The sequence below is a fragment of the Pedobacter roseus genome, from assembly GCF_014395225.1.
Taxonomy (GTDB): domain Bacteria; phylum Bacteroidota; class Bacteroidia; order Sphingobacteriales; family Sphingobacteriaceae; genus Pedobacter; species Pedobacter roseus.
Window position 1 is genome coordinate 5,630,194 of record NZ_CP060723.1, and the last position, 24,627, is coordinate 5,654,820.

The following is a 24,627-nucleotide window of genomic DNA, read 5'->3' on the forward strand; positions in this document are numbered from 1 at the left end:
AAATGAATAACAAATTAAATAGTCATAAACAGAAACTTAAAGAGTTTTTTATTAAAGTTTATAAATCAGAAAAAGAACAAGCAAATTTCTTAGAGGATTTTTATTTGGAATATCTCAAAACGGGTAAATCCGATTTTGAATTTAAGACAGTTGTTTTTGGAAGGGAAAAAATTGTAAAATATGAGGTTAGCCGAATTTTACAACAATACTCATATGGATTTAAGATCCCTAAAGCGATAATTGACTTTGAAAACAATAGTAATAATATAAGTTTTTCGGAGCTTCTTAACGCTTACTACTACGATGTATTGGTGAATGCTAGAGCTTTTTCGGAAAGTAAACAGATAGATGGGGTACTGCATACAGATCTATGTATGACCCTTTTATTGACATTAAGTTATTTCCCAGATAAGATCGAAATAATTTCAAATCAATTAATAAGATTTCTTGAAGAAAACGCACAAAAACTAGAGAAATATGCAGTGCAAGAATTTGGCCGTGGAAGTTTACTTTATTTGGTAGTCGAAATGCTAAAATTGAGAGATTTCTCGGCTCATGCAGCAATAATTTCAAAATATTGCATAAAACCGATTTTGTGCTATCAGGAAGCCATTGAAAGTGTTATCTCGAATGACGAACAAAAATTTTCCGATGCTATTGAAGAGCTTGCTGCTTTTCATTTATCCAATAGCAAAGCAGATCTTACACTTCCTTTTAATCACGAAAGATGGCAATATATGCCAATTGAAATAATATCTTTAATTAAGTTATTTGTGTCAAATGGAGGTAGGCTGTTGAAAGAAATATCATTAGTAAGTGATTTGAACAGCTTTTTTTATCTTCCTATTGAGCTATCTGAAGAAACTTTATTGCTCGAATCTAGGATATTATGAAAATATGATGAGCAAGATAGATTAAAAAACTACTGGAAGGAAAAGGTAGAAAAAAATGCTTAAACAATGTCTAAAAATATTTATGAAGATCTTGCTGTTATTGACAAAAAGATTGGGGAAATTTTAAATAAAATGCCTGCTTCCTCATTTGACAAAGTGGATATTAAAAGGGAATTACCCATTTTTTCTTTTTTGCCCAATAAGGAATATGAAACGCTAAAGGATAAAATACTGACGCTCCGCTATGCAATTCTAGAAATGTATCTTAAAGGAGATGCACCTCTGCGAAAGGTACTAATTGCTAAGCTTACTGAATATGAAAACTTTAGTATGGTGTTTTTGCCCAATAAGGATTTTTTAGCACAGGTTGAGGATAAAAAAAAATATGTATTCAACATATTAATGGCTATTTCTATTCAAAATTTGAATGATGACATAAGAGAATTAATTATTTACGTTAATGAATTAAGAAGATTATCTATTTTAAATAATATAAATTTCGATTCGTTATTGAACGATATTATTCCATTATCGTCATCTACTCCCACACTTTATTCGATATCCATGAGGGAGTTTTTTGAAAACGTTTTACTTAAACTGCCCAACCCTATTCGAGCAAAAGAGGATCATTAACAGAAATATTAAAATTTAATTTGCTTACGAAATGCTGTTATTGATTTTCATAAAGCCAGCGGACCAGAGGCTTTTTAGGCATAGTTAAGAAAAACAGGACACATAAAACGAACCTAATATGAGCAATTATATTGAGCAGTTGAAAGGAGATCCATCTGTAAATAGATTGAAAGATAATCAAGAGAATTCATACGGTATAAGAGTTTTAGGGCGGGGAGAAAGCTTGTTTTTTCAGAAAAATGAAAAGGCTCTAATATGTGAAATTGACGCAGTTAATGGAGTGATTTATTCAAAATCAATTAAAAACTGGGAAGGAGAAAAGAAGATGGGCCCTGAAGAACGGAATAGAATAATAGCTCTAATTGACAAATATTATAAAGAAATTTATAACCCGAATGTTGTTATTCTATAATAAACAGATAGCTATTGGGAAATACTTATCCGATGGTTTATAAAGCTTTTTTTGACAATTCAGAAACTATAGTTAATAGTTTAAAAGTTGAAATATTGTAGCGATAAATTGCTAATAGTAATTTAGGGATTATTGGTTAATAGTTTAGAAAAGATTAGCTATAATTTCTATAAAAATACTTTTGAATTTCGGCCAAAATCAAATTATAGGAATGTGAAAATTTTAAAAATAGATAGAGGGAGTGTTGAAATTGATATTGATGGAGAGATATTGAGAGTTTTAGGAGAAGCGATGATGCCCTTGCCAAAACCTGAATTGTCAAGCTATGTCATTTATGAAAATTCCTTCAAATGGAAAAATCAAGATTATAATTTAATTATAAATCGGAGTAAGATAATTGATTTTTTAAGAAAAGAGTTTTTAGAGAGAAATTTAAGACTGATTATTGAATAGGTGATTGAGAAAATACATATTTGGGTAGGAAATTTTGAATCAAAAGCATCTTTTGAGAAATATTTTGATCAGGAACCATATTTTAAAGCATGGTATATTTATGATAATGAACCGCCAACGGGAAACGAAGAAGAAGATAAAGAGCCTAGTGCAGCCCTGCGGTGTCAATTTTGTAAGGAGATAGGCATTGATAATTATGATGAAGATTTTATTATGCTGAAATATTATCAGAAGCATCAAAGTATCCATGCAATATTAAATGATGTTCCTGGAGATGGTTCAGAGTTTTTAAAATTGGGTGAGGAACTAGGTCTTGATCGTATAAATGTTTTGATTGCTTATGAAAATACTGATTTGACTCAAGAATCAGCATCAAAGGCAGAAAAATTAACTTATCTGGGACAAATCAATAATTTGTCAACTTCTGATGATAAAACAGATTTAAACAAACACTATTTGTGGATAGGAAAAAATGAAATATCTTCTAATGTTCTTGATTCTTTAAAAAATAAAGATGTGGACAAAGAGCGTATAGCAAAGATTTTAGGTATTGATGCACAGATCATTAAAGAGATTAACTTCTACTATACTGAAAATAAAGAAAAAGTTGATGAGATAATAATAACTCACGTAGAGGATTATAATATTGCAGAGAAAATGATATTAAAAGCAGATAAGTTAGCCATTAATTCAACAACGAATTTAATGTTGGAATTGATAAGCCATCAAGATCTCAAAATTGATATAAATGATAAATTAGGACTTAGTTACATCGGTGATTTTCAAGAAGAATAAAAATGTAAGTACTTTTAAATTATTTTGTGTATTAAAATGATTTTATTTGTAATAATTGATTTTAAAATAAACTTATTATACTAAACTAAAAAAGTTTCTAATTAAAAATTAATAAGTACTATATATTAGGATTTATTTTGTTCTTCAGCATTTCAAAAAATCCAATATTATGTTCGAAAAAAGGAATTCAGCCCTAATTTTTGAAGAATTTCAGGGTAGAAAAAATAAAATCAAGGATCTGATTAAAGTGCCAGTATCAGATCCTCTATATTTAAAATTTTTATCGGAATACAAAGGCCTGGAAATCACACCTGACATAGAAATATTTAGCTATGAAGATGCTTTAAATGAAAATAAATACATTGAGAAAAATTACCCAGAGCTATATAATAAAATTTGGATGATTGGACGAAGTGGACAGGGAGATGAATGGTTTATTAATATAGAAAAATCAACCGTTTTGTTTTATGATCACAATAAAGGGGAATATAATTCTATTGACGAATTTCTTGATTTTCATATTAATTTTCTTGTATTCCTTCAGGCCGCTTTTTTGTATCGTGAGCTCGAAGAACAATTAGATGATCATGAGGATAATTTGCCAATAGAAATTCAGGAATTATTTGTCAATAGTTTAGAAAAGATTAGTAATGATTTCTATTTGAAATATCCCTATAAATACTTTTGATTTCCGATCGGGTAATACCATCAGCATAAATTTACCCCAAGCGCCAAAATCGTTAATGGCCTGTACAATTTCTTTATTACCAATTATTTTGGTGCACCTGCACAGGCTTATGAAGGTGAAGTGAGAAAGTTTGGGATTGCGAACCAACTGGCTATAAAGATGACCTGGACGTAAAATATCAATTGGTTAAAAAGACTGTAGATACCAAAAAGAAATGGGCGATAGAAGAAGTTGTTTCGGAACTTAAAAGCCAGCTTGGGGAGGATGTTGATTTGTTTAATTAAAAAATGCTTAAACAATGTCTAAAAATATTTATGAAGATCTCGCTGCTCTTGACAAAAAGATTGGGGAAATTTTAAATAAAATGCCTGCTTCTTCATTTGACAAAGTGGATATTAAAAAGGAATTACCCATTTTTTCTTTTTTGCCCGATAAGGAATATGAAACGCTAAAAGAAAGAATACTAATGCTTCGGCACACAATTCTAGAGACATACCTTAAAGGAGATGCAACGCTGCGAAAACTGCTGATTTCTAAACTCCCTGAATATGAAAACTTTGGTATGGTGTTTCTACCCAATAAGGATTTTTTACCGCAGGTTGAGGATAAAAAAGAATATGTATTCAACATATTAATGGCTATTTCTATTCAAAATTTGAATGATGACATAAGAGAATTAATTATTTATGTTAATGAATTAAGAAGATTATCTATTTTAAATCATATAAATTTCGATTCGTTATTGAACGATATTATTCCCTTATCATCATTTACTCCCACACTTTATTCGATATCCATGAGGGAGTTTTTTGAAAACGTTTTACTTAAACGGCCCAACCCTATTCGAGCAAAAGAGGATCATTAACAGAAACCTCTAAATAGGCATCGCGGATTTTTGTACTCCTTTATAATTAAATCGGATTTCTAATACGAAGAGTGCTAAGCTTTATCCTGCAACAACAGTTTAATTACATTTTTTAGTGCCGGGTTCCGGTTCGATTCTTTCCAGATCATATACAGCTCTGTTCTTTGTGGAATATGTTTAAGCTCCACAAACTTCACGTTTTCCTGATAGCCATATTGCAGGGCAGTGGGTACAATTGCAATGCCCAAACCTTCTTCTACCAGTTTATAAATGGTGAGTGCATTAACCGATTTGTGATAGGTTTTGGGTTTAAAGCCGTGATCTTCGCAAATACTCATCATCAGGTCGTAGTAGAATGGACTGTCATCGCTTGAGAAAAAAATGAAAGGCTCGTCACCCAATTTTTTTACTCCTTCAAAACTTGCCTTCTTCATAGGGTGGCTTTTGGGCAGTACCAGCGAAAAAGTATCCTGATGGATCATGTGTTTCGAAATACCCGGTTTAAACTGTTGCATCCGCACAAAACCTACGTCGAGCATATCTTTTTCCAGTAATTCGATCTGTAGTTTATTGGGCATTTCATCCAGATTGGTCCTGATCTCCGGAAAATCTTTGTTAAGCTTAAAAATAACTTCTGGTACAATTTTTTGTGCTGCCGAACCTAAAAAACCGATCCGGAGTTCCCCTTGTTTGCCTTCTGTAATATTAGTCAGCTGTTTTTTAATATTCTCGATATGGCTAAAGAGAAAATCTACTTCATCTTTAAGGTAAAGGCCAGCTTCGGTAAGTGTTACTTTTTTCTTGTTCCGATCAAAGAGTGGAGCGTTAAAAATTTCCTCCATTTGTTTAATCTGCCGGCTCAGTCCTGGCTGGGAAATAAAAAGGCGATCGGCAGCCTTTCTAAACTTCAGTTCCTCGGCCAATACCTGAAAATATTTTAAATGCCTAAGTTCTATTTGATAACTCATAGTTATTACATGATGATGTAATTGGTATTTATAGGTATCAAATATAGGGCTTATTTTTGTTTAAAACCTTTATGATATGAGTGAGCAACAGATTTTTAATTACGGAACGGATCATTTAACCGCTAAACTGGCTTTGGCCATCAGCAATGGTGAGATCAAAGGCGTATTGAGTGCCGTTACCCGGGATAAAGTGCTTGAAAGCAGTAAGGTGGTAGAACGGATTGCCGTTTCCGGTAAAGCGGTTTATGGCATCAATACCGGTTTTGGTCCTTTATGTACTTCCATGATTTCGGCAGTTGACACCCGTAAATTACAAGAGAATATTTTGAAAAGCCATGCTGTTGGCGTAGGTGAACCGATAGATAGCGAAATATCAAAACTGATGTTGGTTTTAAAACTGCAGGCTTTAGCTCAGGGCTACTCCGGCATTAAAATCGAAACACTCGATCGAATGATCTGGTTTTTAGAAACCGGTGCCACTCCTGTGGTGCCCAAACAAGGTTCTGTTGGCGCCTCTGGCGATCTTGCGCCGCTTTCTCATCTTTTTTTGCCTTTAATTGGTTTAGGTAAGGTGCATTATAAAGGCGGAATTATTGCCACAGCTCAACTTTTAACAGCACATGAAATACAGCCTTTACAATTAGGCCCCAAAGAAGGACTGGCTTTAATTAACGGAACGCAGTTTATTGCAGCGCATGCCGTTAAAGTAGTACAGCGTTTGGAAAATGTGCTAAATTCTGCTGATGTTATTGCTGCGTTGATGATTGAAGGTTTGCAAGGGTCAGAAAAACCTTTTCATGCACAACTTCATCAGTTAAGGCCATACCCTGCAAATATTGCCGTAGCAGAGCAGGTGCGGAAACTGCTGCAAGGTTCTGAAATCATGAAATCGCATGCCGATTGTGCCAAAGTACAAGATCCATATTCATTAAGGTGTATTCCACAGGTGCATGGCGCTTCCAGAACGGCTTGGTTACATTTAAAAGAAGCTTTAGAAATCGAACTGAATTCGGTAACGGATAACCCCGTAATATTTAGCGATGATTTAACGATCAGCGGAGGCAATTTCCATGGTCAGCCCCTGGCTTTACCACTCGATTATGCCTGTTTAGCCGCTTCAGAGATCGGAAACATCAGCGATAGACGGATTTACCTCTCTCTGGAAGGAAATACGCCTGGCGTGCCGAAATTGCTGATGAAAGAAACCGGATTAAATTCTGGTTTTATGATTGTTCAATATACCTCGGCAGCTTTGGCCAGCGAAAATAAAGGTCTTTGTTTCCCGGCCAGCGCCGATAGTATTCCAACCTCGCTTGGTCAGGAAGATCATGTAAGCATGGGCTCCATTAGTGGCCGTAAAGCCCTACAGGTGATTGAAAATGTAGAGAAAATCCTTGGTATTGAGTTGTTCTGTGCTGCACAGGCTGTCGATTATCATGATCCATTAAAACCTGGTAAAATATTGGCTGCGGTGCACGATTTTGTGCGTACAGAAATCGATCATTTTGAAGAAGATCAGATTATGTATGATAGGATGGAAAATGCCATCCAAATGGTACAGGAAGGAAAAATTGTGGCCACCGCAATCAGGGCTGAACAGGATTTATAAGAATTAAAATTACAGGAAATGGATTTTAAAGCACAGCTATTGGCAGGTATTCCTTCGGTTTTACCCGCAAAAAAGGTAAGAAATGCGCAATTGAGCCATGCGCCGGTACGGAGAGCGGTATTAAATGCTGCGGAAAAAAAACTGAGCATTAAAAATGCGCTGCGTTATTTCCCCGAAGCATGGCACCAGGAACTCGCAAAAGAGTTTTTAAGTGAACTGGAAAACTACGGACACATTTACATGTACCGTTTTATGCCCGATTATGCCATTTATGCACGGCCAATAAGCGAATATCCTTGCCGTACGCCACATGCTGCCGCCATTATGCTCATGATCCAGAATAATTTGGATCAGGCCATTGCACAGCATCCTGAAGAACTGATTACTTATGGCGGCAATGGAAGCGTGTTCCAAAACTGGGCACAATATTTACTCACCATGCAATACCTCGCCACAATGACCGATCAGCAAACGCTGAATATTTATAGCGGGCATCCACAGGGTTTATTCCCATCAAGCACTGCCGCACCTCGTGTGGTGGTTACCAATGGCATGATGATACCGAATTATTCTTCGCCTGAGGATCTTGAAAAATTTAACGCTTTAGGTGTAACTCAATATGGGCAAATGACTGCTGGTTCGTACATGTATATTGGGCCACAAGGGATAGTTCATGGTACGGCGATTACCTTAATGAACGCTTTCCGAAAAAAAGGATTTTATGGAAAAGATACCGCCGGTAAAATTTTCCTTACGGCCGGTTTAGGTGGAATGAGTGGAGCGCAAACCAAAGCTGGAAATATTGTGGGCTGCATTACGGTATGTGCCGAGGTAAATCCGAAAGCGGCAACCAAAAGGCACCAACAGGGTTGGGTAGATGAGCTGATTGATAATTTAGATGAACTGGTGAAAAGGGTTGTATTGGCTCAAAGTGAAAAACAAACCGTCTCACTGGCTTATATTGGAAATGTGGTAGATGTTTGGGAGCGTTTTGATGAAGAAAATATTCAAGTAGCAATAGGTTCCGACCAAACTTCGCTCCATAATCCTTACTCCGGGGTTATTACCCCGCAGGTTTAAGTTTTGAAGAAGCCAATGAAATGATGGCCAATGCGGCTGAACAATTTAAAACTGATGTCCGGGCTTCATTAAAAAGACATGCTGCGAGCGTTAACAAACATACTGTTAAGGGAACCTACTTTTTTGATTATGGAAATGCCTTTTTACTGGAATGCAGTAGGGCAGGTGCCGATGTGATGGCGCCAAATGGAGTAGATTTCAAATATCCCTCTTACGTAGAAGATATCTTAGGCCCCTTGTGTTTCGATTATGGTTTTGGGCCCTTTAGGTGGGTTTGTGCATCGGGTAATGAAAAGGATCTCGATCTAACCGATCGAATGGCCAAAGAGGTGATGGAAGAAATTAAATTGACTGCCCCATCCGAAATACAACAACAGTTACAGGATAACATCAACTGGATTACTGCGGCAAAAGAAAATAGATTGGTGGTGGGTTCAAAAGCCCGTATCCTTTACGCTGATGCCGAAGGCCGTGCAAAAATTGCACTGCGATTTAATGAAGCTATTAAAACCGGCCAATTGTCTGCCCCAGTGATTTTAGGTAGAGATCATCACGATGTAAGCGGGACGGATTCACCTTTTAGGGAGACCAGCAATATTTACGATGGAAGCAGATTTACCGCCGATATGGCCATTCATAATGTGATTGGCGATAGTTTTAGGGGTGCAACCTGGGTTTCGATCCATAATGGTGGTGGTGTAGGCTGGGGCGAAGTGATAAACGGTGGCTTCGGAATGGTGCTTGATGGAACCGAACAAGCTGCAGAAAAATTACAGAACATGCTTTTTTATGATGTAAACAATGGTATTGCCCGAAGAAGCTGGGCCCGTAATAAGGAAGCCCGTTTCGCCATCGAACGCGAAATGGAACGCACGGCTACTTTAAAAATTACATTGCCTAACCTGGTCGATGATGAAGTATTGGATGGCTTAGGAATAGAGTAGGTTTTTACCACAGAGGCTTTTTTGGAGGGTTTCGTCATTCCCGCGCAGTCGGGAATCTTAATGCACCCTGTCAAGCGTTACGATTCCTAATCAAGTTAGGAATGACGATTTTCTTTTTAGCCACAGAGACACTGAAACCACGGAATATGCTCCGCGTATTGTAACCCCGAGCTTAGTAGTTGTTTATCTAATAAAAAACTTCGTGTTCCCTGTGCCTTTGTGGTGAATACCTTTGCGCTAAAAATGCGATAAATTACCTTAAAGGCAAAGTAAAATGAAAAGTAGAGCCTATACCTTCCTCACTTTCGGCCCATATTTTACCATTGTGCCTTTCTATAATCTCGGCACTTAAGTAAAGTCCAATTCCAAAACCCGAAATGGTATGGTTGCCCTTTACACGATAATAACGTTCAAAAAGTTTGTCAATATCATCAGGTTTTATGCCTATACCTTCATCTTTGATTTCAACTTCAACCTCAGTATCATGTAATTTGCAGGTTACCTCTATACGTGTACCATTATCCGAGTATTTTAATCCGTTGCTGATCAGGTTAGAAATTACATTGCCAATTTTATCGCGGTCGGCATTGATAGTTACCTCACAGGTTGGGTTTAATATAATCTGATGGGATGATTGCGAAATGTACATTTCCTCAATCGTTTCTTTTAAAAGTGTACCCAAGCTAAAATCGCTTTTTTCGATTAATAGCTTACTCGATTCCAGGCGCGATACGTTTAAAAAACCATTAATCATGGTTGTCATTTTTCTGATCTGGTTATGCGTTTTGTCTAAAGCAACGATCGAATAATTGTCTTCATCTTTTTTTGCCTTCCGTTGCAAAACCTGAACAAAACCGTTAATGGCCGTTAGCGGTGTTTTTAATTCATGACTTACCATACCGATAAAATCATTTTTCCTCAATTCATCCAGTTTTTGCTCAGTAATGTCGATAAACAGCCCTGAATATTCAGTTGCATTTCCATGTTGGTCTACAAATACCTTTCCGGTGGCCCTTACCCATTTTTCTTCTCCGGTGATTAAATTATTGACCGTGTACTCGTTATCGCTGGATAGATGCCTGGTTAAGGCATTTTTTAGTGCCTTATTTAGGATATCGTGATATTCAGGGTTGATGGCTTTCATAATAGACTCCATTGTTGCAGGCTGATCTAATGGCAGTCCTAATAAATCCTTAACAAAGCCAGACATGGTTATATCAAGTGTTTTCGGATTTATACTCCAGGTACCCATTTTGCCTGTTTCTATCGCCTGACGGAGTTTTTCTTCACTATCAGCCAGCTTATTTACATATTGGATCAGGTCTTCGTGTGTTTGGGCAAGTTCTTCATTGGTGGTGGCCAACTCTTCGTTTGCAGCTGCCATTTCCATATTAATATCCTGAAGTTCTTCCTGGTAAAGTTTTCGTTCCGTAATATCCGGGCTCACCGTAGCCATAGCGATAACCTCATCATTTTTTTCGTTTCTAATTGCGAAACCATTCCATTCAATCCAAAAGGGTTTTCCAGTTTTTTCGTTCCAGAAACGGATTTCTTCCCTAAAGTTTTGATTCTGCAAAATGCCCGGTAAAAGTTGTTTTGCAATCGATTGGTCTTCAGGATAAACGCAATCTAAAATGGTTCTGTTAGCAATACTTTCCCAGCCCAGTTTCTTTATCGCAGCAGGATTCAGGTACTGGATAGACATATCCAGCTCAACCAGACCGATAAATTCGGAACTTGCTTCAATAAGTTTACTCAGGTTTAACCGCTCCAGTTCAATTAATTTTCTTTCGGTAATATCAACACAGGAACTGATGTAGCCCGCAAAAGAACCATCGGCGTGGAAACGCGGCGGACCGCTGGCCAACAACCACCTGTAATCACCTTTTTTACTCAGGATCCTGAATTCGCCCGCAAATGGTTTTTTTGCTGCAAGGGCTAAACGATAGATGTTTTCATACCTGTCGCGGTCGTCGGGGTGGATTAAATTCGTCCAGTTAAAGTCCAGAAGGTCTTTCATCGATTTACCCGTTAAATCCATCCAGGGTTTATTAAAATATACGGCATTCCCGGTTTCATCGCCTACGGCAATAAAAATATCTGTGCCTTCTGCCATCGTTTTAAAGCGTTTTTCACTTTCCGAAAGCTGGTTGAAACGTTCTATGACCCTTAATTCCAGTTCATTATTTAAAACGTGTAAGGTTTCCTGTGTCTCCTGCAGTTCTTCATTTGTGGATACCAGCTCTTCATTAGTGGCCGCAAGTTCTTCTACTGTGGCGGCCAGTTCTTCATTTAATGCTTGCTCACGTTCCAGCGCTTCAGCCTTCTCCTGTTCTCTTTCTATTGCCTCCTGCCTAAGCACACGCTCCGTTACATCGATTGCCGTGTGTAAAATGCAGATTGTTTTTCCTTCATTATTTTTTATCGCACGGTACTCGAAGTCGAAATAAAAAGTTTGCAGTTTGCCATCTATTATTAGATCAGCTGCGGTATCTTTTCCGGAAATCACCAATCCCTCGAGCCATACTTTTCTGAACATTTCAATAAAAGGCTGACCCTTTAACTCAGGCAAAGCGTCTTCCAGCGATTTTCCGATAATGCTCCTGTCTTTACCCCAGATTCTGAGCATGGCATCATTAGCAGCCTGGATGATCGCAGTTTCTCCAACGTGTACAGCAGTGGCCGTATGAGTTAAGTTAAAAACTTCTAATAGTTGATCGTTGCTTAAAAGATGAACGGATTGACTCATTTTGGGATATTAAGGGATAATTTAAAATAAATACTTGTTTAAATTCAATTATGTAAGCGTAAATCTGTAGGTATTGGATTTTAATTATATACTAACCATAACCTCCTTAAAAAGGTTTTTAATAACATGAATTTCAGTTGCATATTGCGTATTTTTCCTACAACCAAAATATAACGTGTTTTTTAATGGGGCAGTACCTTCCCAAATTATCTTGATTTTTTCTTCATCAACCTCTTTCTTGCAAAGAAAATCGGGGATAATAGCCAAACCTTTTCCACCCGAAAGGCACCTGACAATAGAATTGAGGTTGGGTACGATATAATTAGGCCTGAAATCGGCGCGTTTACCGAAATTAAGTTGCCAAAAGCGTAAAAGGTGCTCCATATCGCCTGCGGTACCATACCATTTCTGCTGTTTTAACCATTCCTCCATACCTGATAAATCATTTTTCTTTGCCAAAGAATCAAAGGTTTGTCCATCAGTTTCTATTCCGCCTACCAAAACAATCGTTTCAGAAGAAAAAGCTTCATGTTCAATATTGGGCGAATTTCCTTTTTGTGGGGTGATGATCAAATCTAATATGCCTTTGTCCAGTTGATCCAGCATTTCAGGGTATTCGCCAAAGCGGATGATTACATTAAAGGGAAGGGTGGAGATATATTGTTCAAGTGTGATCTGAAAAGTTTCGAAACACATGCCCACACTAATGGTTGGTGTATGTTTTTCTGTGCTTTTTTGGAAATGTTTTTCTGCATCCTCAAGTTTGGACAGGGGCTCTACGATGAAATTATAGAGTACTTTCCCTTTTTCTGTCGGGATCATTTTTCGGCCTGTACGTTCAAACAGTTTATAACCCACATAACTTTCCAATGAGCTTAAATGCAAACTCACACCAGGTTGCGATATAAAGAGGCTTTCGGCCGCACCGGTTAATGTCCCCGTTTTATAAATCGCTTTAAAGCTTCGGTACCATTCTAAGTTCACCATAATTTGTTATTATAATTCTGATACAAAGCTATGAATTAACTTGTTTTAATAATAGCTTTAAGTGCAGTAATTTTGCCTTATCAAAATAGAAAAAAACGAAATGACAAAAATATTCATCATCAACGGAGGGCAAAAATTTGGGCACTCTGGCGGAAAATTTAACGAAACCATAGCTGATGCAACTGCCGATTTCTTTTCATCACAGGAAGGTTTTGAGGTAAAAACAACCAATATCAACCACGATTACAATCCTGGTGAGGAAGTAGAAAAATATGTTTGGGCCGATGTAGTAATTTACCATACCCCGATCTGGTGGTTCCAGTTACCACACGATTTTAAAAAATACATCGATGTGGTATTTACCGAAGGCCACAAAAAGGGGATTTATGTAAGCGATGGCCGAAAAGCTGATAACCCGACCAGAAATTATGGGACAGGTGGCATGTTGCACGGCCGTAAATATATGGTCACCTCATCGTGGAATGCTCCAAAAGAAGCATTTACCTTACCTGGTGAGTTTTTTATGGAAACCAGTGTAGATGATGGGGTTTTGTTCGGTTTCCACAGGATGAATGCCTTTACCGGAATGGAAAGAATGGAAGGAATCCATTTTCATGACGTAGAAAAAAATGCCGATATTGATCGTGCACTAAAACAGCACCACGAACATTTAACCCAAAACTTTTTAAATACCGAAGTATATGAGCATTTATCTAACAGCAATAGTTAAAAGTAAACCGGATACGGTAAATCCGCTAAGAGCGTTTTTATTAGATATGGTAACAAATTCGAGAAAAGAAGAAGCCTGTATCCAATACGACCTGCATGAAGCTGCCGATGATTTAACCTTTATTTTTCAGGAAGAATGGAAAGATCAGGCGGGTTTAGATGAACACAATCAACAGCCCTATATTTTGGCTTTTGTAGCACAGATAGACTCACTCACCGATGGAATTGTGATTTATAAAACCGAAAAACTGGCCTGATTATAATTTTGCCCGCCTTGAAGTTAATGCTGATCCTGCAGAGGCAATCACCACAAAAGCTACAGCAAAACATTCTTTGAGCGTAAGGAATTCTTGTAAGAAAACCAGGGCCGCCAATGAAGCCATGGCGGGTTCGAGGCTCATTAAAATACTGAAAGTTCGTGCAGGGATCTGCTTAAGGGCTTTCATTTCGAGGGTAAATGGAATGGCGCTTGATAGTAGCGCAAGCGCTGCTCCTAAACCCAGTAATTTCGGGCTTAAGTTTCCTAAGCCGCCTCCAAAAATGCCAAAAGGTAAAATCACAATGGTGGCAAACATCATCCCGATCGCAACGGCATCGCCTCCCTTCATTATTTTCGAAATCCTGCCGCCCAAAATAATATAACCTGCCCAAAATACGCCGGCTAAAAGTGCCAGCAAAACCCCAGCTATGTTTAGTCCTGTGCCTGTCCACGGGGTAATGAGTATTATTCCCGTAGCGGCCAATATTACCCAGATAAAATCAATGGCTTTTTTCGAACCAAATATGGCTAAAACCAAAGGTCCGACAAATTCGAGCGTAACGCCTAAACCGATTGGGATCCTTGCAATGGCCATATAAAATACCATGTTCATTACGCCTAAACAAACTCCATAAAGGATTACATATTTCCATTGTTTGGCGTTTAATTTAAAGAGGTTTGGCCGAAAAGCGATCACTAAAATTATGGCTGATAAACCGATGCGTAAGGATGCGGTAGCCGCCGCACCAATTTGAGGAAAAAGCCCTTTTGCAATTGCCGCACCACACTGTACACTGATAATAGACAGTAAAACAGCTGGAATTGGCGGAATATTGATTTTGCTTTTCATCAGGGCGCTCGTAAATGAGGCGCAAAATTACGGAATTATAGTTTTCGAATTTTTTTAAAAATAAAAAGGGAGAATCAGATTACACCAATTCTCCCTTCTAAAATGTTTAAATGCTTATTAACAGAATAATTCCTGTTCGTCTCTGTTTTCAGTTGGAATCTTTTTAAGAAAATCATCAAATGATGGTCCATCATTATCCGAATAAATACCATAAGCATCTAGTATATATCCAATGTTTTTGTCCTGATCTTCTAACAGGTATAAAACAGAATTATCTGCCGGATCAGAATCCCCTTCAAAGCGATAAGTTTTAACAATGGTTAAATCCTCTGGTTTATAAATTTTGCCGAGAGATTTACTTTGCATTTTACCGTGATCGGACATTTTTAGTTCGTTATCTTTTCCTTTCAGCCTCAATTTCTCTAAAATTTGACTCAAAGTGTTCATTGCAGTTGGCTGTTCCATAGTTATACGATTTTATACTATTTAAACAAGTGGTATTCGAAATGGTTTTAACCGTATCTGTTTTAGATCAAACTAAATGATTGTCAATGTGTTTCGTTAGTAAACTAAATTTTAATAAAATGAAAAAATACCTTTTAAGCTTAGCGATTGCTGGTGTTGCGCTTGTAAGTGCCTGTACCAAAACCGACAAAGAAATTGCCCAGGCCACTTTAACAGAAACGGCCGATAATACCAAAACCATTGGTACAGCAAAGTTTTATGAACTGAGCGACGGAAAAATTAAAATGGATATTGAAATGAATTTTGCCGCACGGGCTGATAGCAATGTGGCGGTACACTTTCACGAACATGGCGATTGTGGCAACATGGGCGAAAATACCCATGGCCACTGGAATCCGACCAAAGAAGCACATGGTAAATGGGGATCGGCAGCTTACCACAGTGGCGATATTGGTAATATTAAGTTAGATGGTAAAGGACATGCTACACTTTCGGTTACTACCGACCGATGGAGCATTAAGGATGGCGATGTTAAAAATATTATCGGTAGGGGGATTATTGTGCATGGCGGTACAGATGATTATACCACCCAACCTACGGGCAATTCAGGACCAAGAGTGGGCTGCGGTGTTATTGAAGCGGTGAAATAGTATTCTATTAATTAAGATTGCCTAGTTGTTCCTCCTCGCAATGACAACTCTTGTAAAGCGGTTAAATTTTTAACCGCTTTTTTTATGCAATTTCATCAGGGTTGTCATCATCATTAAAAAAACCTAAATCATTATGGCAACTCTAAACGAATCTCAAAGCGGCAACGCCGTAAAAGGAAGAACCAAAAAACCAACACCAAAAGTAGATCTTACCGCAATGGTAGACCTCATGTTTTTATTAACTACATTTTTTATGCTCACCACAACGTTGAGCCAGTTAAATGCCGCAGATATTGCTAAGCCAATTAATAAGCATGATATTGATCTTGCACCCTTTCCCGAATCGCGTACCATGACCATTGTACTTGGAAAAGATAACAAAGCCGTTTCTTACATGGGTACAATTGAAAAGGCTAATATGAAAGTGATTCCGGTAGCAGATCTCCAAAAGGAAATTAAGTCGAATGAGCTGCTGGTTGCAGCAACCCATCAAAATAATCCTGCTAAGTATATGATCGTAATCATCAAACCGGGCAAAACGGCCAAATTCCAAAACTTTGTTGATGTAATTGATGAAATGAAAATCGCGGATATTAAATCTTATAGCATTGATGATGATCATTTCGCCGAAAAGGAGCTGGTATTTATGAAAAATAACAACCTTTAATCTTACTTATTTTTAAGTATTAAGTCCAGCTGTAGAGCGAATAAAAAGAATATAAAACGTTTTATGGCTAATGAATAAATTGAATATGAAAACTAATACACTAGTTTTTTAGTAGAGATTGCGTTTTTGAAGTGTTATGGCACTTTTGCGTGGCTTATTAACGAATGGTTAGGTTTGTGTTAGGTGTTTAATACTACACCTGTATAGCTAATATGATTACATTCGTTGAAGTGTTGGCCAACATCAGGCGCGTCCCGAAAAGCCTAAAAAGAGTAGGGATCTCAAACTCAAAAAAAATCTAGTATGAAAAGTTTAGAATTAAAAAATCTTGGTGTTAAAGAAATGAACACAACTGAAATGTCACAAGTAGAAGGTGGTGGTATTGTTAACAATACTTTAAACGAACTTTTAGCTTCGCTTTCAGGAACTTTAAATGCAGTTGGCGCAGATACTTCAGCATTCTTAAACAAAACAGTAACCAATGTTTTGAAACTTGTTTGGAGTCTATAAGCAAATTTATTGTATCCGCTGTCCTCAGTTATCCGGGATAGCGGGTACTTTAAAATCTAAATCCTATGGCGCTAACCAACTACTCTACCGAAAGAATTTCGAATACTGCTCTTGTTTACCGCGCTCAAATCAGCAAATCAAGCCAGTTAATCTATGTTGTTACTGTGCTGGCAATTTTAACGGTTTTGATTGCGCTTCCTTTTATTAAAATCCCCATCAGCATAAATGGTACAGGCATTTTGCAATCTACCATCGAAAAAACAGAACTTATTGTACCCGTTAACGGTCGCTTGATACAATACAGGCTTTCGGACAATAAACGACTAAAACAGGGTGATACCCTTTTGGCCATTGATGCCGGCCTGCCCAAACAGCAGGATGCTTTGGTAGAAACCCGTAAAAACCAGATTACCCAATTTTTACATGATATTAATGCCCTCTTATCGTTTAATGGTGGCGCTAATTTACAAACCGGCCAATATGCGGCTTCATGGCAACAATATGCGCAGGAATTAAAAAATGCAGGTATTACCAAACGACAGGCCAGCAGCACATTTGCGCGTTACAATAAACTTTATCAGAATAAGGTACTCACGCAATCAGAATATGAAAAATACAGATACGAACTCGAGCAGGCTGAATCGGCTTACTTAATGGTACGTACCAAATATAAAACCCAGTGGCAAACCGAAGCTAATGGCTACCGCAATGAGCTGCGCCAGCTCTCCAGTCAGCAGGCAGAACTGAACGAACAGAAAAAACAATATGTTTTACGTGCGCCTATTGATGGTTCCGTGCAGAATTTAATTGGCTTACAGCAGGGCGCCTACGTATTTGCGAACCAAAAGGTAGGCGAGGTTTCGCCTGATGCAGGTTTGGCGGCTTACTGTTATATTAATCCATCGGATATCGGCCTAATCAGAAAAGGACAGGAAGTGCATTTTCAGATTAACGCTTACAACTATAACCAATGGGGATTAGCGGTGGGTAAAGTGATTGATATTTCGGACGATATTGTGATTTTAAATAACAACCAACCCGCTTTTAAGGTAAAGTGTTTAATGGATAAAAATTTCCTGAAACTAAAGAACGGTTACAAAGGCTACCTTAAAAAAGGCATGAACTTTACGGCCCGTTTTAAAGTAACCGACCGCAGTTTATACCAGTTGCTTTACGATAAGGTAGACGATTGGGTTAATCCAAACCTGATTCAAAAAACATGAGAAGCAATGAGTACAATGGTAAAGCAACGTGATATTACAGATTGTGGAGCAGCTTGTTTGGCTTCAATTGCCTCCCATTATAAATTAGACCTGGCGGTTGCGCGGATCAGGCAGCTTGCCGGAACAGATAAAAAAGGAACCACCGTTTTAGGACTTGTAGAAGCCGCCCAGAAATTAGGATTTGAGGCCAAAGGCGTTAAAGCACCTTTTGAAAGTTTATTTAAAATACCTACACCAGCTATTGCCCATATTATTGTAAACGATATGCTGCAGCATTATGTAGTGATTTACAAGGTAGGAGGTAAGTTTATAGAGGTGATGGACCCTATGGATGGGAAAGTGCACCGTAAAACATACGATGAATTTAAAAAGGAATGGACTGGTGCTTTAGTATTGTTGTTGCCATCAGAAAATTTCCAGATCGGCAATGAAAAAAAATCGATCCAGGCAAGGTTTTGGAGTTTGATTAAACCGCACAAAGGCATTCTGACACAGGTTTTATTTGGTGCGGTTGTATATACTGTGTTGGGTTTATCAACCTCTATTTTCGTACAAAAACTGGTCGATTTTGTGCTCGTAGATGGCAATCATAACCTGCTTAACCTGATGAGCATTGCCATGATGGTGATTTTGCTGGTACAAATGTTTATTGGCTCAGCCAAAACGGTTTTTACCTTAAAAACCGGCCAGTTGATTGATTCGCAGCTTATTTTGGGCTACTATAAACACCTGCTGCGCTTGCCGCAACAGTTTTTTGATACCATGCGGGTGGGTGAAATTATTTCGAGGATAAACGATGCGGTAAAAATCAGGACTTTTTTAAACGATGTATGCGTAAATTTTGTGGTGAACATTTTTATCGTTTTCTTTTCCTTCATCATGATGTTTACCTATTACTGGAAACTTGCACTCATTACGCTTACCGTTATTCCATTGTATTTTGTAATTTATATAATTACCGATCGGTTTAACAAACGCACACAACGCAGGCTGATGGAAGATGCTGCCGAGCTTGAATCGCAACTGGTAGAAAGTTTAAATTCGGTAGGAACTATTAAACGTTTTGGGTTGGAAGATCATGCAAACGAAAAAACCGAAACCCGTTTTATCAAATTGCTTCAGGCTGGTTTTAAATCGAATATCAATGCCGTGGTATCGGGAACTTCTACCGAATTTATTTCGCGGATGATTACCATTATTTTACTTTGGGTAGGTGCAGGTTATGTGTTGAGCAATTCGATTACACCTGGGGAATTATTATCATTTTATACTTTGATCGGTTATTTTACGGGACCGGTTTCTTCGCTGATCGGCATGAATAAAACCGTACAGGATGCCGTAATTGCTGCTGATCGTTTGTTTGAAATTATGGATTTGGAGCGCGAAAGCGACGAAAACCAGATTGAATTAAGTACCGATAAAATCGGTGATATCCATTTCGAAAATGTTTCTTTCCGTTATGGTGCGAGGTTGCCGGTTTTCGAGAACCTGAACTTAACCATTCCGCAGGGTAAATTTACGGCCATTGTGGGCGAAAGCGGATCGGGTAAATCGACTTTAATGTCGATCCTTCAAAATATTTACCCTATACAGGCCGGTAATGTGCGCATTGGTAAATACGACCTGAAATACATTAGCAACACCTCCCTCCGCAAAATGGTATCGGTAGTACCCCAGCAGATTGATTTATTTGCGGGCAATGTAATCGATAATATTGCCATTGGGGAAGAAGAACCCGATATGCAAAAGATTATTGATATTGCTGTTAAACTGGGTTTAATTGGTTTTATCGAAGCTTTGCCAAATGGTTTTCAGACTTATCTGGGCGAAAATGGCACCTCTTTATCAGGCGGACAAAGGCAGCGGATTGCCATTGCAAGGGCTTTATACCGTGATCCGGAAATTCTGATTTTAGATGAAGCTACCTCATCGCTTGATTCGGTTTCGGAACAGCATGTACAGCGGATGATAGCGCTTTTAAAAGAAGAGCAGAAAACCGTAATTGTAATTACCCACCGATCGAGCACGCTGAACAATGCCGATAAAATTATTGTATTGGATAAAGGTGTAGTGGTAGAGCAGGGCAGCCATCAGGAGCTGAAATATCAGTTGGCCTAAATTACCCCGTTCCGTAGGAACGCTTCACGGGTAGCCAATTGTAGATTGGCGTTTTCGTTCCGTAGGAACGTTTCGTGTTTTTAAACATGGGCCCCAAACCGACTTCTTAAGTTTCGCGTAAGGGAAAATATTTTGTATGTTTTTTGGAAAGCAGTTGCAACGCAATTTTTAGCGTTAGTCCTGCTTTTTGCTGCAATCTTTTTTGCCCTTTGACTACGCGACCATTGACAGGCTCCAATAGAACAATCGTCATCTCGACTGTAGCGCAGCGAAATGGAGAGATCTTTGTACCAAAATATTGAAAATTTAAAAGATTTCTCCACTGCGGTCGAAATGACGATACTAAGGAGATTTCTGCCCCCTAAGAACCACTAACCCAGGTTAAATAAACCCGACAAGAGCGAACACCGAACGCAGTGAGGTAAAGCGCATGGCGGGGCTTTCGGAACAGATTTACACAGAACCCTGCTTTTCAAAAAAACTGTAATTGATTTTTATAATGGTTTGGTGAGCCACCAAACATAGAATCGGTTGCAGCGCAATTTTTAGCGTTAGTCCTGCTTTTTGCTTGTAGTCCCGATTAGAAAAAAATCGGGAGCTACCGCGTCAATCAGGTTTAGGAATGTTCTGTCCGTGCTAATATTTAAGTTTTACTGGCGCGAAGATTACTCGCCTAAGAACCACTTACCCAGGTTAAATAAACCCGACAAGAGCGAACACCGAACGCAGTGAGGTAAAGCGTATGGCGGGGCTTTCGGACCCGACGAACGCAGAACCCTGCTTTTCAAAAAACATGAATGATTTTTCTACTGTTTGGCTGGCCACCAGGCATAGAATCGGGCACAGGTAAACTGCGTAGGTTTAGCGAAACAAAAAAGGCGTTCTGCAATGTTGCAAAACGCCTTTTATATAAATTTATTTGCAGAATTAAATACCGAAAGCAGCTTTAACCTGATCTACGTAATCTAATTTCTCCCAGGTAAATAAATCAACTGTAACCGTTTTTTCTTCACCGTTTGGTGTTCTGAAAGTTTTGGTAACGGTTTCTGGCGTACGGCCCATGTGGCCATAAGCAGCAGTTTCGCTGTAAATTGGGTTTCTTAACTTTAAACGTTGCTCAATAAAGTAAGGGCGCATATCGAAAATCGACTCTACAATTTTAGCAATCTCGCCATCCGTTTTACCTACTTTACCCGTTCCGTAAGTATTAATGTAAATACCCATTGGTTTTGCAACACCGATAGCGTAAGATACCTGAACTAAAATTTCGTCGGCAATGCCGGCAGCCACTAAGTTTTTAGCGATATGACGGGTAGCATAAGCCGCACTTCTATCTACTTTACTTGGATCTTTACCCGAGAAAGCGCCACCACCATGGGCACCTTTACCACCGTAAGTATCTACAATGATTTTTCTACCGGTTAAACCAGTATCACCATGCGGACCGCCGATTACAAATTTACCGGTTGGGTTAATGTGGTATTCTATTTTATCGTTAAATAAATGCGCGTAGGCTGGGTTGTTTTTGATGATTCTTGGAATCAAAATATTTACCAGATCAGTTTTAATTTTAGCCAACATCGCAGCTTCTTCATCAAAATCATCGTGCTGTGTAGAAATTACAATGGCATCGATGCGAACCGGTTTATTGTTATCATCGTATTCTAAAGTAACCTGGCTTTTTGCATCAGGGCGTAAATAAGTGATTTCGTTATTTTCGCGACGTAAAACAGCCAGTTCCTGTAATAATTTATGAGAAAGGTTTAATGCCAATGGCATGTAATCTTCAGTTTCGTTGGTTGCATAACCAAACATCATACCTTGATCGCCTGCTCCTTGTTCTTCCTTGCTGCTTCTATCTACACCTTGGTTAATGTCTTGCGACTGCTCGTGTATGGCCGATAAAATACCACAAGAGTTGGCCTCGAACATGTATTCGCTTTTGGTGTAACCAATTTTCTTGATTACATCGCGTGCAATCTGCTGTACATCTAAATATGTTTTAGATTTTACTTCACCAGCTAAAATAACCTGGCCAGTGGTAACCAAAGTTTCGCAAGCTACTTTTGATTCTGGATCGAAAGCCAAAAAGTTATCAATTAACGCATCCGAAATTTGATCGGCGATTTTATCTGGGTGACCCTCAGAAACAGATTCTGATGTAAATAAATATGACATTTATTAAATAATTAATGATAAATAAACAAATTTATAATTGCCAAACCCCTTGGAAACAGGTGGTAAAATGATTGAAAGGAGGCATTAGCAATTTTTTTAAGTGGTTGCAATCCGGTCCCGAGGTATCGGGATAGCAAATCAATCCACTTTTTACTGCCGCAAAATTAGCATATTTTCTTTATTTCAAAAATTATAGATTATTTTGTGCACTCAATCTTACACTTTGCACACAAAGATCAATATCCTCTTTATCATAAATCCTATCTCTGGTGGGAGGGGAAAACTCCGTATTCCCGATTTTATCGACAAATATCTCGATAAGGAAAAGTTTAGTCCCAACTTCGTTTTCAGCGAATATGTGGGGCATGCCGGCGAACTGGCTGATGAAGCGGCGACCAAAAACTTCGACGTAATTATCGCTGCAGGTGGCGATGGTACCATAAATGAGGTAGCCACAAAAGTGCTAAAGCACAATAAAATTTTGGGCATTTTGCCACTGGGATCAGGCAATGGCCTTGCCCGGTTTTTAAATATCTCCAAAAACCTAAGGTATGCGCTCTCTATTATCAATAATTTTAAGATTGATGAAATTGATACAGCGGAGTTTAATAATAAATGTTTTTTCAACCTGGCCGGGATGGGTTTTGATGCCCATTTAAGTTCTGTTTTTTCGAAAGATAAAAAACGAGGATTATCAGGTTATGTAAAACTGGGTTTTAAGGAGGTTTTTAACTATAAGGCACAAACTTATAACTTGAATATCGACGGTACCGAATATACGAGAAAAGCCTTTGCCATCAGCATTGCCAATTCATCGCAATATGGAAACGATGTTTATATCGCACCAAATGCGTCGGTAAAAGATGGGTTGCTGGATGTTTGCATTATCAAACCCTTCCCGATAATAAAATTGCCTGTTTTGGGTTATGTAATGTTAAGGGGCAAGGCAGAAAGCTCTGACATGATTGAAATTATTAAAGGAAAAAATATTAAAATTATAAGGGAAAAAGAAGGAGCGGTGCACGTAGATGGCGAACCTTTGCAAATGGGGACAGAGATAGCAGCGGTGGTGAACCCACTCTCGTTAAAAGTGATCGTTCCTTAGTTGAGTTTGGAGTTGAGGGTTTGGAGTTTGGAGACAATCTGGCTATTGACCATCAAACTATCAACCATTGACCAATTTAGCGTTGAGCGCTAAGCGTAAAGTGGTTGGCGGAGATGATCGACTATTAAACTATTAACCATCAACCATTAACCAATTTAGCGTTGAGCGTTTGGCGTCAATTAACCGATTTAAACAATTAACCAGTTAAACCAATAAACCATCATCCATCTTACATCTCCCATTTTACATTATAAGCATGAAACCAAAGAAAAACAGTTTAAGCGATCTTGGCGGAATTATGTATTCTACCAATCCGGAGTTCGAATACGAAGAAGAAGTTGATGATTTGGTTACTTCTCCAAACAATCAGCAGGATTTAAGGGTAATGCTTGATAAAAAGAACCGTGGCGGTAAAGCCCTAACGTTAATTACAGGCTTCAGGGGGCGGTCAGAAGATTTAGAAGTATTGGGCAAAATGCTGAAGACCAAATGTGGCGTAGGAGGCTCGGTTAAAGATGGCGAAATCATGATCCAGGGTGATGTACGCGATAAAGTGATGGGCATTCTGCAAAAAGATGGCTATAAAGTGAAAAAGGCCGGCGGATAACAGAAAAAGCTGTCATCCTGAGTGCAACGAAGGATCTTTATTTGATTTGCTTGTGTAGGAGTCTTCGACTACGCCCAGAGGGCGATGCCTATAAGCTTTGCGTCATTCCCAACTCCGATTGGGAATCGTAATGCCTTGCTAGGGTTTGTATGTTGCATTAGGATTCCCGCATGCGCGGGAATGACGACAG

Annotated in this window: 23 protein-coding genes and 1 pseudogene; 18 read left to right on the forward strand and 6 right to left on the reverse strand. The window is 38.4% G+C overall.

Annotated features, from left to right (window positions below; genetic code table 11):
• The first annotated feature begins 2 nt into the window (after positions 1-2).
• The 7 genes from H9L23_RS23245 to H9L23_RS23275 all read left to right on the forward strand — a co-directional run bounded on the left by H9L23_RS23245 (position 3) and on the right by H9L23_RS23275 (position 4,739).
• A complete protein-coding gene (locus H9L23_RS23245; protein WP_187592540.1) occupies positions 3-893 on the forward strand; it encodes a hypothetical protein in 891 nt (296 codons plus the stop codon).
• A 66-nt stretch (positions 894-959) separates the two neighbouring features.
• Positions 960-1,526: a hypothetical protein gene (locus H9L23_RS23250; protein ID WP_187592541.1), complete on the forward strand. Its 567-nt coding sequence runs from the start codon at positions 960-962 to the stop codon at positions 1,524-1,526.
• A 118-nt stretch (positions 1,527-1,644) separates the two neighbouring features.
• The gene (locus H9L23_RS23255; RefSeq protein WP_187592542.1) at positions 1,645-1,938 is read left to right on the forward strand and encodes a hypothetical protein; all 294 of its coding nucleotides are present in this window, start codon (positions 1,645-1,647) and stop codon (positions 1,936-1,938) included.
• A 213-nt stretch (positions 1,939-2,151) separates the two neighbouring features.
• Positions 2,152-2,391, forward strand: coding sequence for a hypothetical protein (locus H9L23_RS23260; RefSeq protein WP_187592543.1), 240 nt, complete (start codon positions 2,152-2,154; stop codon positions 2,389-2,391).
• A complete protein-coding gene (locus H9L23_RS23265; RefSeq protein ID WP_187592544.1) occupies positions 2,392-3,186 on the forward strand; it encodes an immunity 22 family protein in 795 nt (264 codons plus the stop codon).
• A 169-nt stretch (positions 3,187-3,355) separates the two neighbouring features.
• The gene (locus H9L23_RS23270; RefSeq protein ID WP_187592545.1) at positions 3,356-3,874 is read left to right on the forward strand and encodes an SMI1/KNR4 family protein; all 519 of its coding nucleotides are present in this window, start codon (positions 3,356-3,358) and stop codon (positions 3,872-3,874) included.
• 298 nt (positions 3,875-4,172) lie between these two features.
• The gene (locus tag H9L23_RS23275; RefSeq protein ID WP_187592546.1) at positions 4,173-4,739 is read left to right on the forward strand and encodes a hypothetical protein; all 567 of its coding nucleotides are present in this window, start codon (positions 4,173-4,175) and stop codon (positions 4,737-4,739) included.
• A gap of 74 nt (positions 4,740-4,813) precedes the next feature.
• Here H9L23_RS23275 and H9L23_RS23280 read toward each other — a convergent pair whose 3' ends face one another.
• Complete coding sequence (locus H9L23_RS23280) at positions 4,814-5,707, reverse strand: LysR family transcriptional regulator (protein ID WP_187592547.1); 894 nt, start codon at positions 5,705-5,707, stop codon at positions 4,814-4,816.
• A gap of 76 nt (positions 5,708-5,783) precedes the next feature.
• Here H9L23_RS23280 and hutH point away from each other — a divergent pair, with 76 nt between their 5' ends.
• Positions 5,784-7,316, forward strand: a complete 1,533-nt coding sequence (hutH, locus tag H9L23_RS23285) for a histidine ammonia-lyase (RefSeq protein WP_187592548.1) — start codon at positions 5,784-5,786, stop codon at positions 7,314-7,316.
• A 324-nt stretch (positions 7,317-7,640) separates the two neighbouring features.
• A pseudogene (locus tag H9L23_RS27145) lies at positions 7,641-9,337 on the forward strand (hypothetical protein); the annotation flags it as partial.
• A gap of 256 nt (positions 9,338-9,593) precedes the next feature.
• Here the strand turns inward: H9L23_RS27145 and H9L23_RS23295 are convergent.
• Together H9L23_RS23295 and H9L23_RS23300 are read right to left on the reverse strand one after the other, a co-directional pair.
• Positions 9,594-12,089 carry a PAS domain S-box protein gene (locus H9L23_RS23295; protein ID WP_187592549.1) on the reverse strand — a complete coding sequence of 832 codons (2,496 nt, stop codon included), beginning with the start codon at positions 12,087-12,089 and terminating at the stop codon, positions 9,594-9,596.
• Positions 12,090-12,173: 84 nt separating this feature from the next.
• On the reverse strand, positions 12,174-13,076 hold the full coding sequence (locus tag H9L23_RS23300; RefSeq protein ID WP_187592550.1) for a LysR family transcriptional regulator: 903 nt from the start codon (positions 13,074-13,076) through the stop codon (positions 12,174-12,176).
• A gap of 100 nt (positions 13,077-13,176) precedes the next feature.
• Between H9L23_RS23300 and H9L23_RS23305 the strand changes: the two genes are divergently transcribed.
• Positions 13,177-13,806 carry an NAD(P)H-dependent oxidoreductase gene (locus H9L23_RS23305; RefSeq protein ID WP_187592551.1) on the forward strand — a complete coding sequence of 210 codons (630 nt, stop codon included), beginning with the start codon at positions 13,177-13,179 and terminating at the stop codon, positions 13,804-13,806.
• Positions 13,778-14,062, forward strand: coding sequence for a putative quinol monooxygenase (locus tag H9L23_RS23310; RefSeq protein ID WP_187592552.1), 285 nt, complete (start codon positions 13,778-13,780; stop codon positions 14,060-14,062). The genes H9L23_RS23305 and H9L23_RS23310 overlap by 29 nt, the downstream gene beginning before the upstream one ends.
• On the opposite strand, the gene H9L23_RS23315 is transcribed toward H9L23_RS23310, so the two are convergent.
• Both H9L23_RS23315 and H9L23_RS23320 read right to left on the reverse strand, forming a co-directional pair.
• Positions 14,063-14,914, reverse strand: coding sequence for an EamA family transporter (locus H9L23_RS23315; protein ID WP_187592553.1), 852 nt, complete (start codon positions 14,912-14,914; stop codon positions 14,063-14,065).
• A 117-nt stretch (positions 14,915-15,031) separates the two neighbouring features.
• Positions 15,032-15,379 carry a hypothetical protein gene (locus H9L23_RS23320; RefSeq protein ID WP_187592554.1) on the reverse strand — a complete coding sequence of 116 codons (348 nt, stop codon included), beginning with the start codon at positions 15,377-15,379 and terminating at the stop codon, positions 15,032-15,034.
• A 119-nt stretch (positions 15,380-15,498) separates the two neighbouring features.
• Between H9L23_RS23320 and H9L23_RS23325 the strand changes: the two genes are divergently transcribed.
• From H9L23_RS23325 to H9L23_RS23345, 5 genes are all read left to right on the forward strand, one after another.
• A complete protein-coding gene (locus tag H9L23_RS23325) occupies positions 15,499-16,029 on the forward strand; it encodes a superoxide dismutase family protein (protein ID WP_223191010.1) in 531 nt (176 codons plus the stop codon).
• A 133-nt stretch (positions 16,030-16,162) separates the two neighbouring features.
• Positions 16,163-16,696, forward strand: a complete 534-nt coding sequence (locus H9L23_RS23330) for a biopolymer transporter ExbD (protein WP_187592556.1) — start codon at positions 16,163-16,165, stop codon at positions 16,694-16,696.
• 303 nt (positions 16,697-16,999) lie between these two features.
• Positions 17,000-17,206 (forward strand): bacteriocin, encoded by a 207-nt coding sequence (locus H9L23_RS23335; protein ID WP_086548660.1) that lies wholly within the window; start codon positions 17,000-17,002, stop codon positions 17,204-17,206.
• A gap of 65 nt (positions 17,207-17,271) precedes the next feature.
• Positions 17,272-18,429 (forward strand): HlyD family secretion protein, encoded by a 1,158-nt coding sequence (locus tag H9L23_RS23340; protein ID WP_187592557.1) that lies wholly within the window; start codon positions 17,272-17,274, stop codon positions 18,427-18,429.
• Between the two features lie 6 nt (positions 18,430-18,435).
• A complete protein-coding gene (locus H9L23_RS23345) occupies positions 18,436-20,547 on the forward strand; it encodes a peptidase domain-containing ABC transporter (RefSeq protein ID WP_187592558.1) in 2,112 nt (703 codons plus the stop codon).
• 927 nt (positions 20,548-21,474) lie between these two features.
• Here H9L23_RS23345 and metK read toward each other — a convergent pair.
• A complete protein-coding gene (metK, locus tag H9L23_RS23350; protein ID WP_138819454.1) occupies positions 21,475-22,725 on the reverse strand; it encodes a methionine adenosyltransferase in 1,251 nt (416 codons plus the stop codon).
• A 223-nt stretch (positions 22,726-22,948) separates the two neighbouring features.
• Between metK and H9L23_RS23355 the strand changes: the two genes are divergently transcribed.
• Entirely contained in the window at positions 22,949-23,830 is an 882-nt protein-coding gene (locus H9L23_RS23355) for a diacylglycerol/lipid kinase family protein (RefSeq protein WP_246474768.1), read from the forward strand.
• Between the two features lie 256 nt (positions 23,831-24,086).
• On the forward strand, positions 24,087-24,437 hold the full coding sequence (locus tag H9L23_RS23360) for a translation initiation factor (RefSeq protein ID WP_187592560.1): 351 nt from the start codon (positions 24,087-24,089) through the stop codon (positions 24,435-24,437).
• The last annotated feature ends 190 nt before the right edge of the window (positions 24,438-24,627 follow it).

Bases quoted from the DNA above. Each gene is read 5' to 3' on its own strand.
- H9L23_RS23275 (WP_187592546.1), top strand. From the start codon at position 4,173: ATGTCTAAAAATATTTATGAAGATCTCGCTGCTCTTGACAAAAAGATT.
- H9L23_RS23310 (WP_187592552.1), top strand. From the start codon at position 13,778: ATGAGCATTTATCTAACAGCAATAGTTAAAAGTAAACCGGATACGGTA.
- H9L23_RS23340 (WP_187592557.1), top strand. From the start codon at position 17,272: ATGGCGCTAACCAACTACTCTACCGAAAGAATTTCGAATACTGCTCTT.
- H9L23_RS23270 (WP_187592545.1), top strand. From the start codon at position 3,356: ATGTTCGAAAAAAGGAATTCAGCCCTAATTTTTGAAGAATTTCAGGGT.
- H9L23_RS23320 (WP_187592554.1), bottom strand. From the start codon at position 15,379: ATGGAACAGCCAACTGCAATGAACACTTTGAGTCAAATTTTAGAGAAA.
- H9L23_RS23360 (WP_187592560.1), top strand. From the start codon at position 24,087: ATGAAACCAAAGAAAAACAGTTTAAGCGATCTTGGCGGAATTATGTAT.
- H9L23_RS23335 (WP_086548660.1), top strand. From the start codon at position 17,000: ATGAAAAGTTTAGAATTAAAAAATCTTGGTGTTAAAGAAATGAACACA.
- metK (WP_138819454.1), bottom strand. From the start codon at position 22,725: ATGTCATATTTATTTACATCAGAATCTGTTTCTGAGGGTCACCCAGAT.
- H9L23_RS23245 (WP_187592540.1), top strand. From the start codon at position 3: ATGAATAACAAATTAAATAGTCATAAACAGAAACTTAAAGAGTTTTTT.
- H9L23_RS23280 (WP_187592547.1), bottom strand. From the start codon at position 5,707: ATGAGTTATCAAATAGAACTTAGGCATTTAAAATATTTTCAGGTATTG.
- H9L23_RS23295 (WP_187592549.1), bottom strand. From the start codon at position 12,089: ATGAGTCAATCCGTTCATCTTTTAAGCAACGATCAACTATTAGAAGTT.
- H9L23_RS23300 (WP_187592550.1), bottom strand. From the start codon at position 13,076: ATGGTGAACTTAGAATGGTACCGAAGCTTTAAAGCGATTTATAAAACG.
- H9L23_RS23330 (WP_187592556.1), top strand. From the start codon at position 16,163: ATGGCAACTCTAAACGAATCTCAAAGCGGCAACGCCGTAAAAGGAAGA.
- H9L23_RS23305 (WP_187592551.1), top strand. From the start codon at position 13,177: ATGACAAAAATATTCATCATCAACGGAGGGCAAAAATTTGGGCACTCT.
- hutH (WP_187592548.1), top strand. From the start codon at position 5,784: ATGAGTGAGCAACAGATTTTTAATTACGGAACGGATCATTTAACCGCT.
- H9L23_RS23250 (WP_187592541.1), top strand. From the start codon at position 960: ATGTCTAAAAATATTTATGAAGATCTTGCTGTTATTGACAAAAAGATT.
- H9L23_RS23315 (WP_187592553.1), bottom strand. From the start codon at position 14,914: ATGAAAAGCAAAATCAATATTCCGCCAATTCCAGCTGTTTTACTGTCT.
- H9L23_RS23325 (WP_223191010.1), top strand. From the start codon at position 15,499: ATGAAAAAATACCTTTTAAGCTTAGCGATTGCTGGTGTTGCGCTTGTA.
- H9L23_RS23255 (WP_187592542.1), top strand. From the start codon at position 1,645: ATGAGCAATTATATTGAGCAGTTGAAAGGAGATCCATCTGTAAATAGA.
- H9L23_RS23345 (WP_187592558.1), top strand. From the start codon at position 18,436: ATGAGTACAATGGTAAAGCAACGTGATATTACAGATTGTGGAGCAGCT.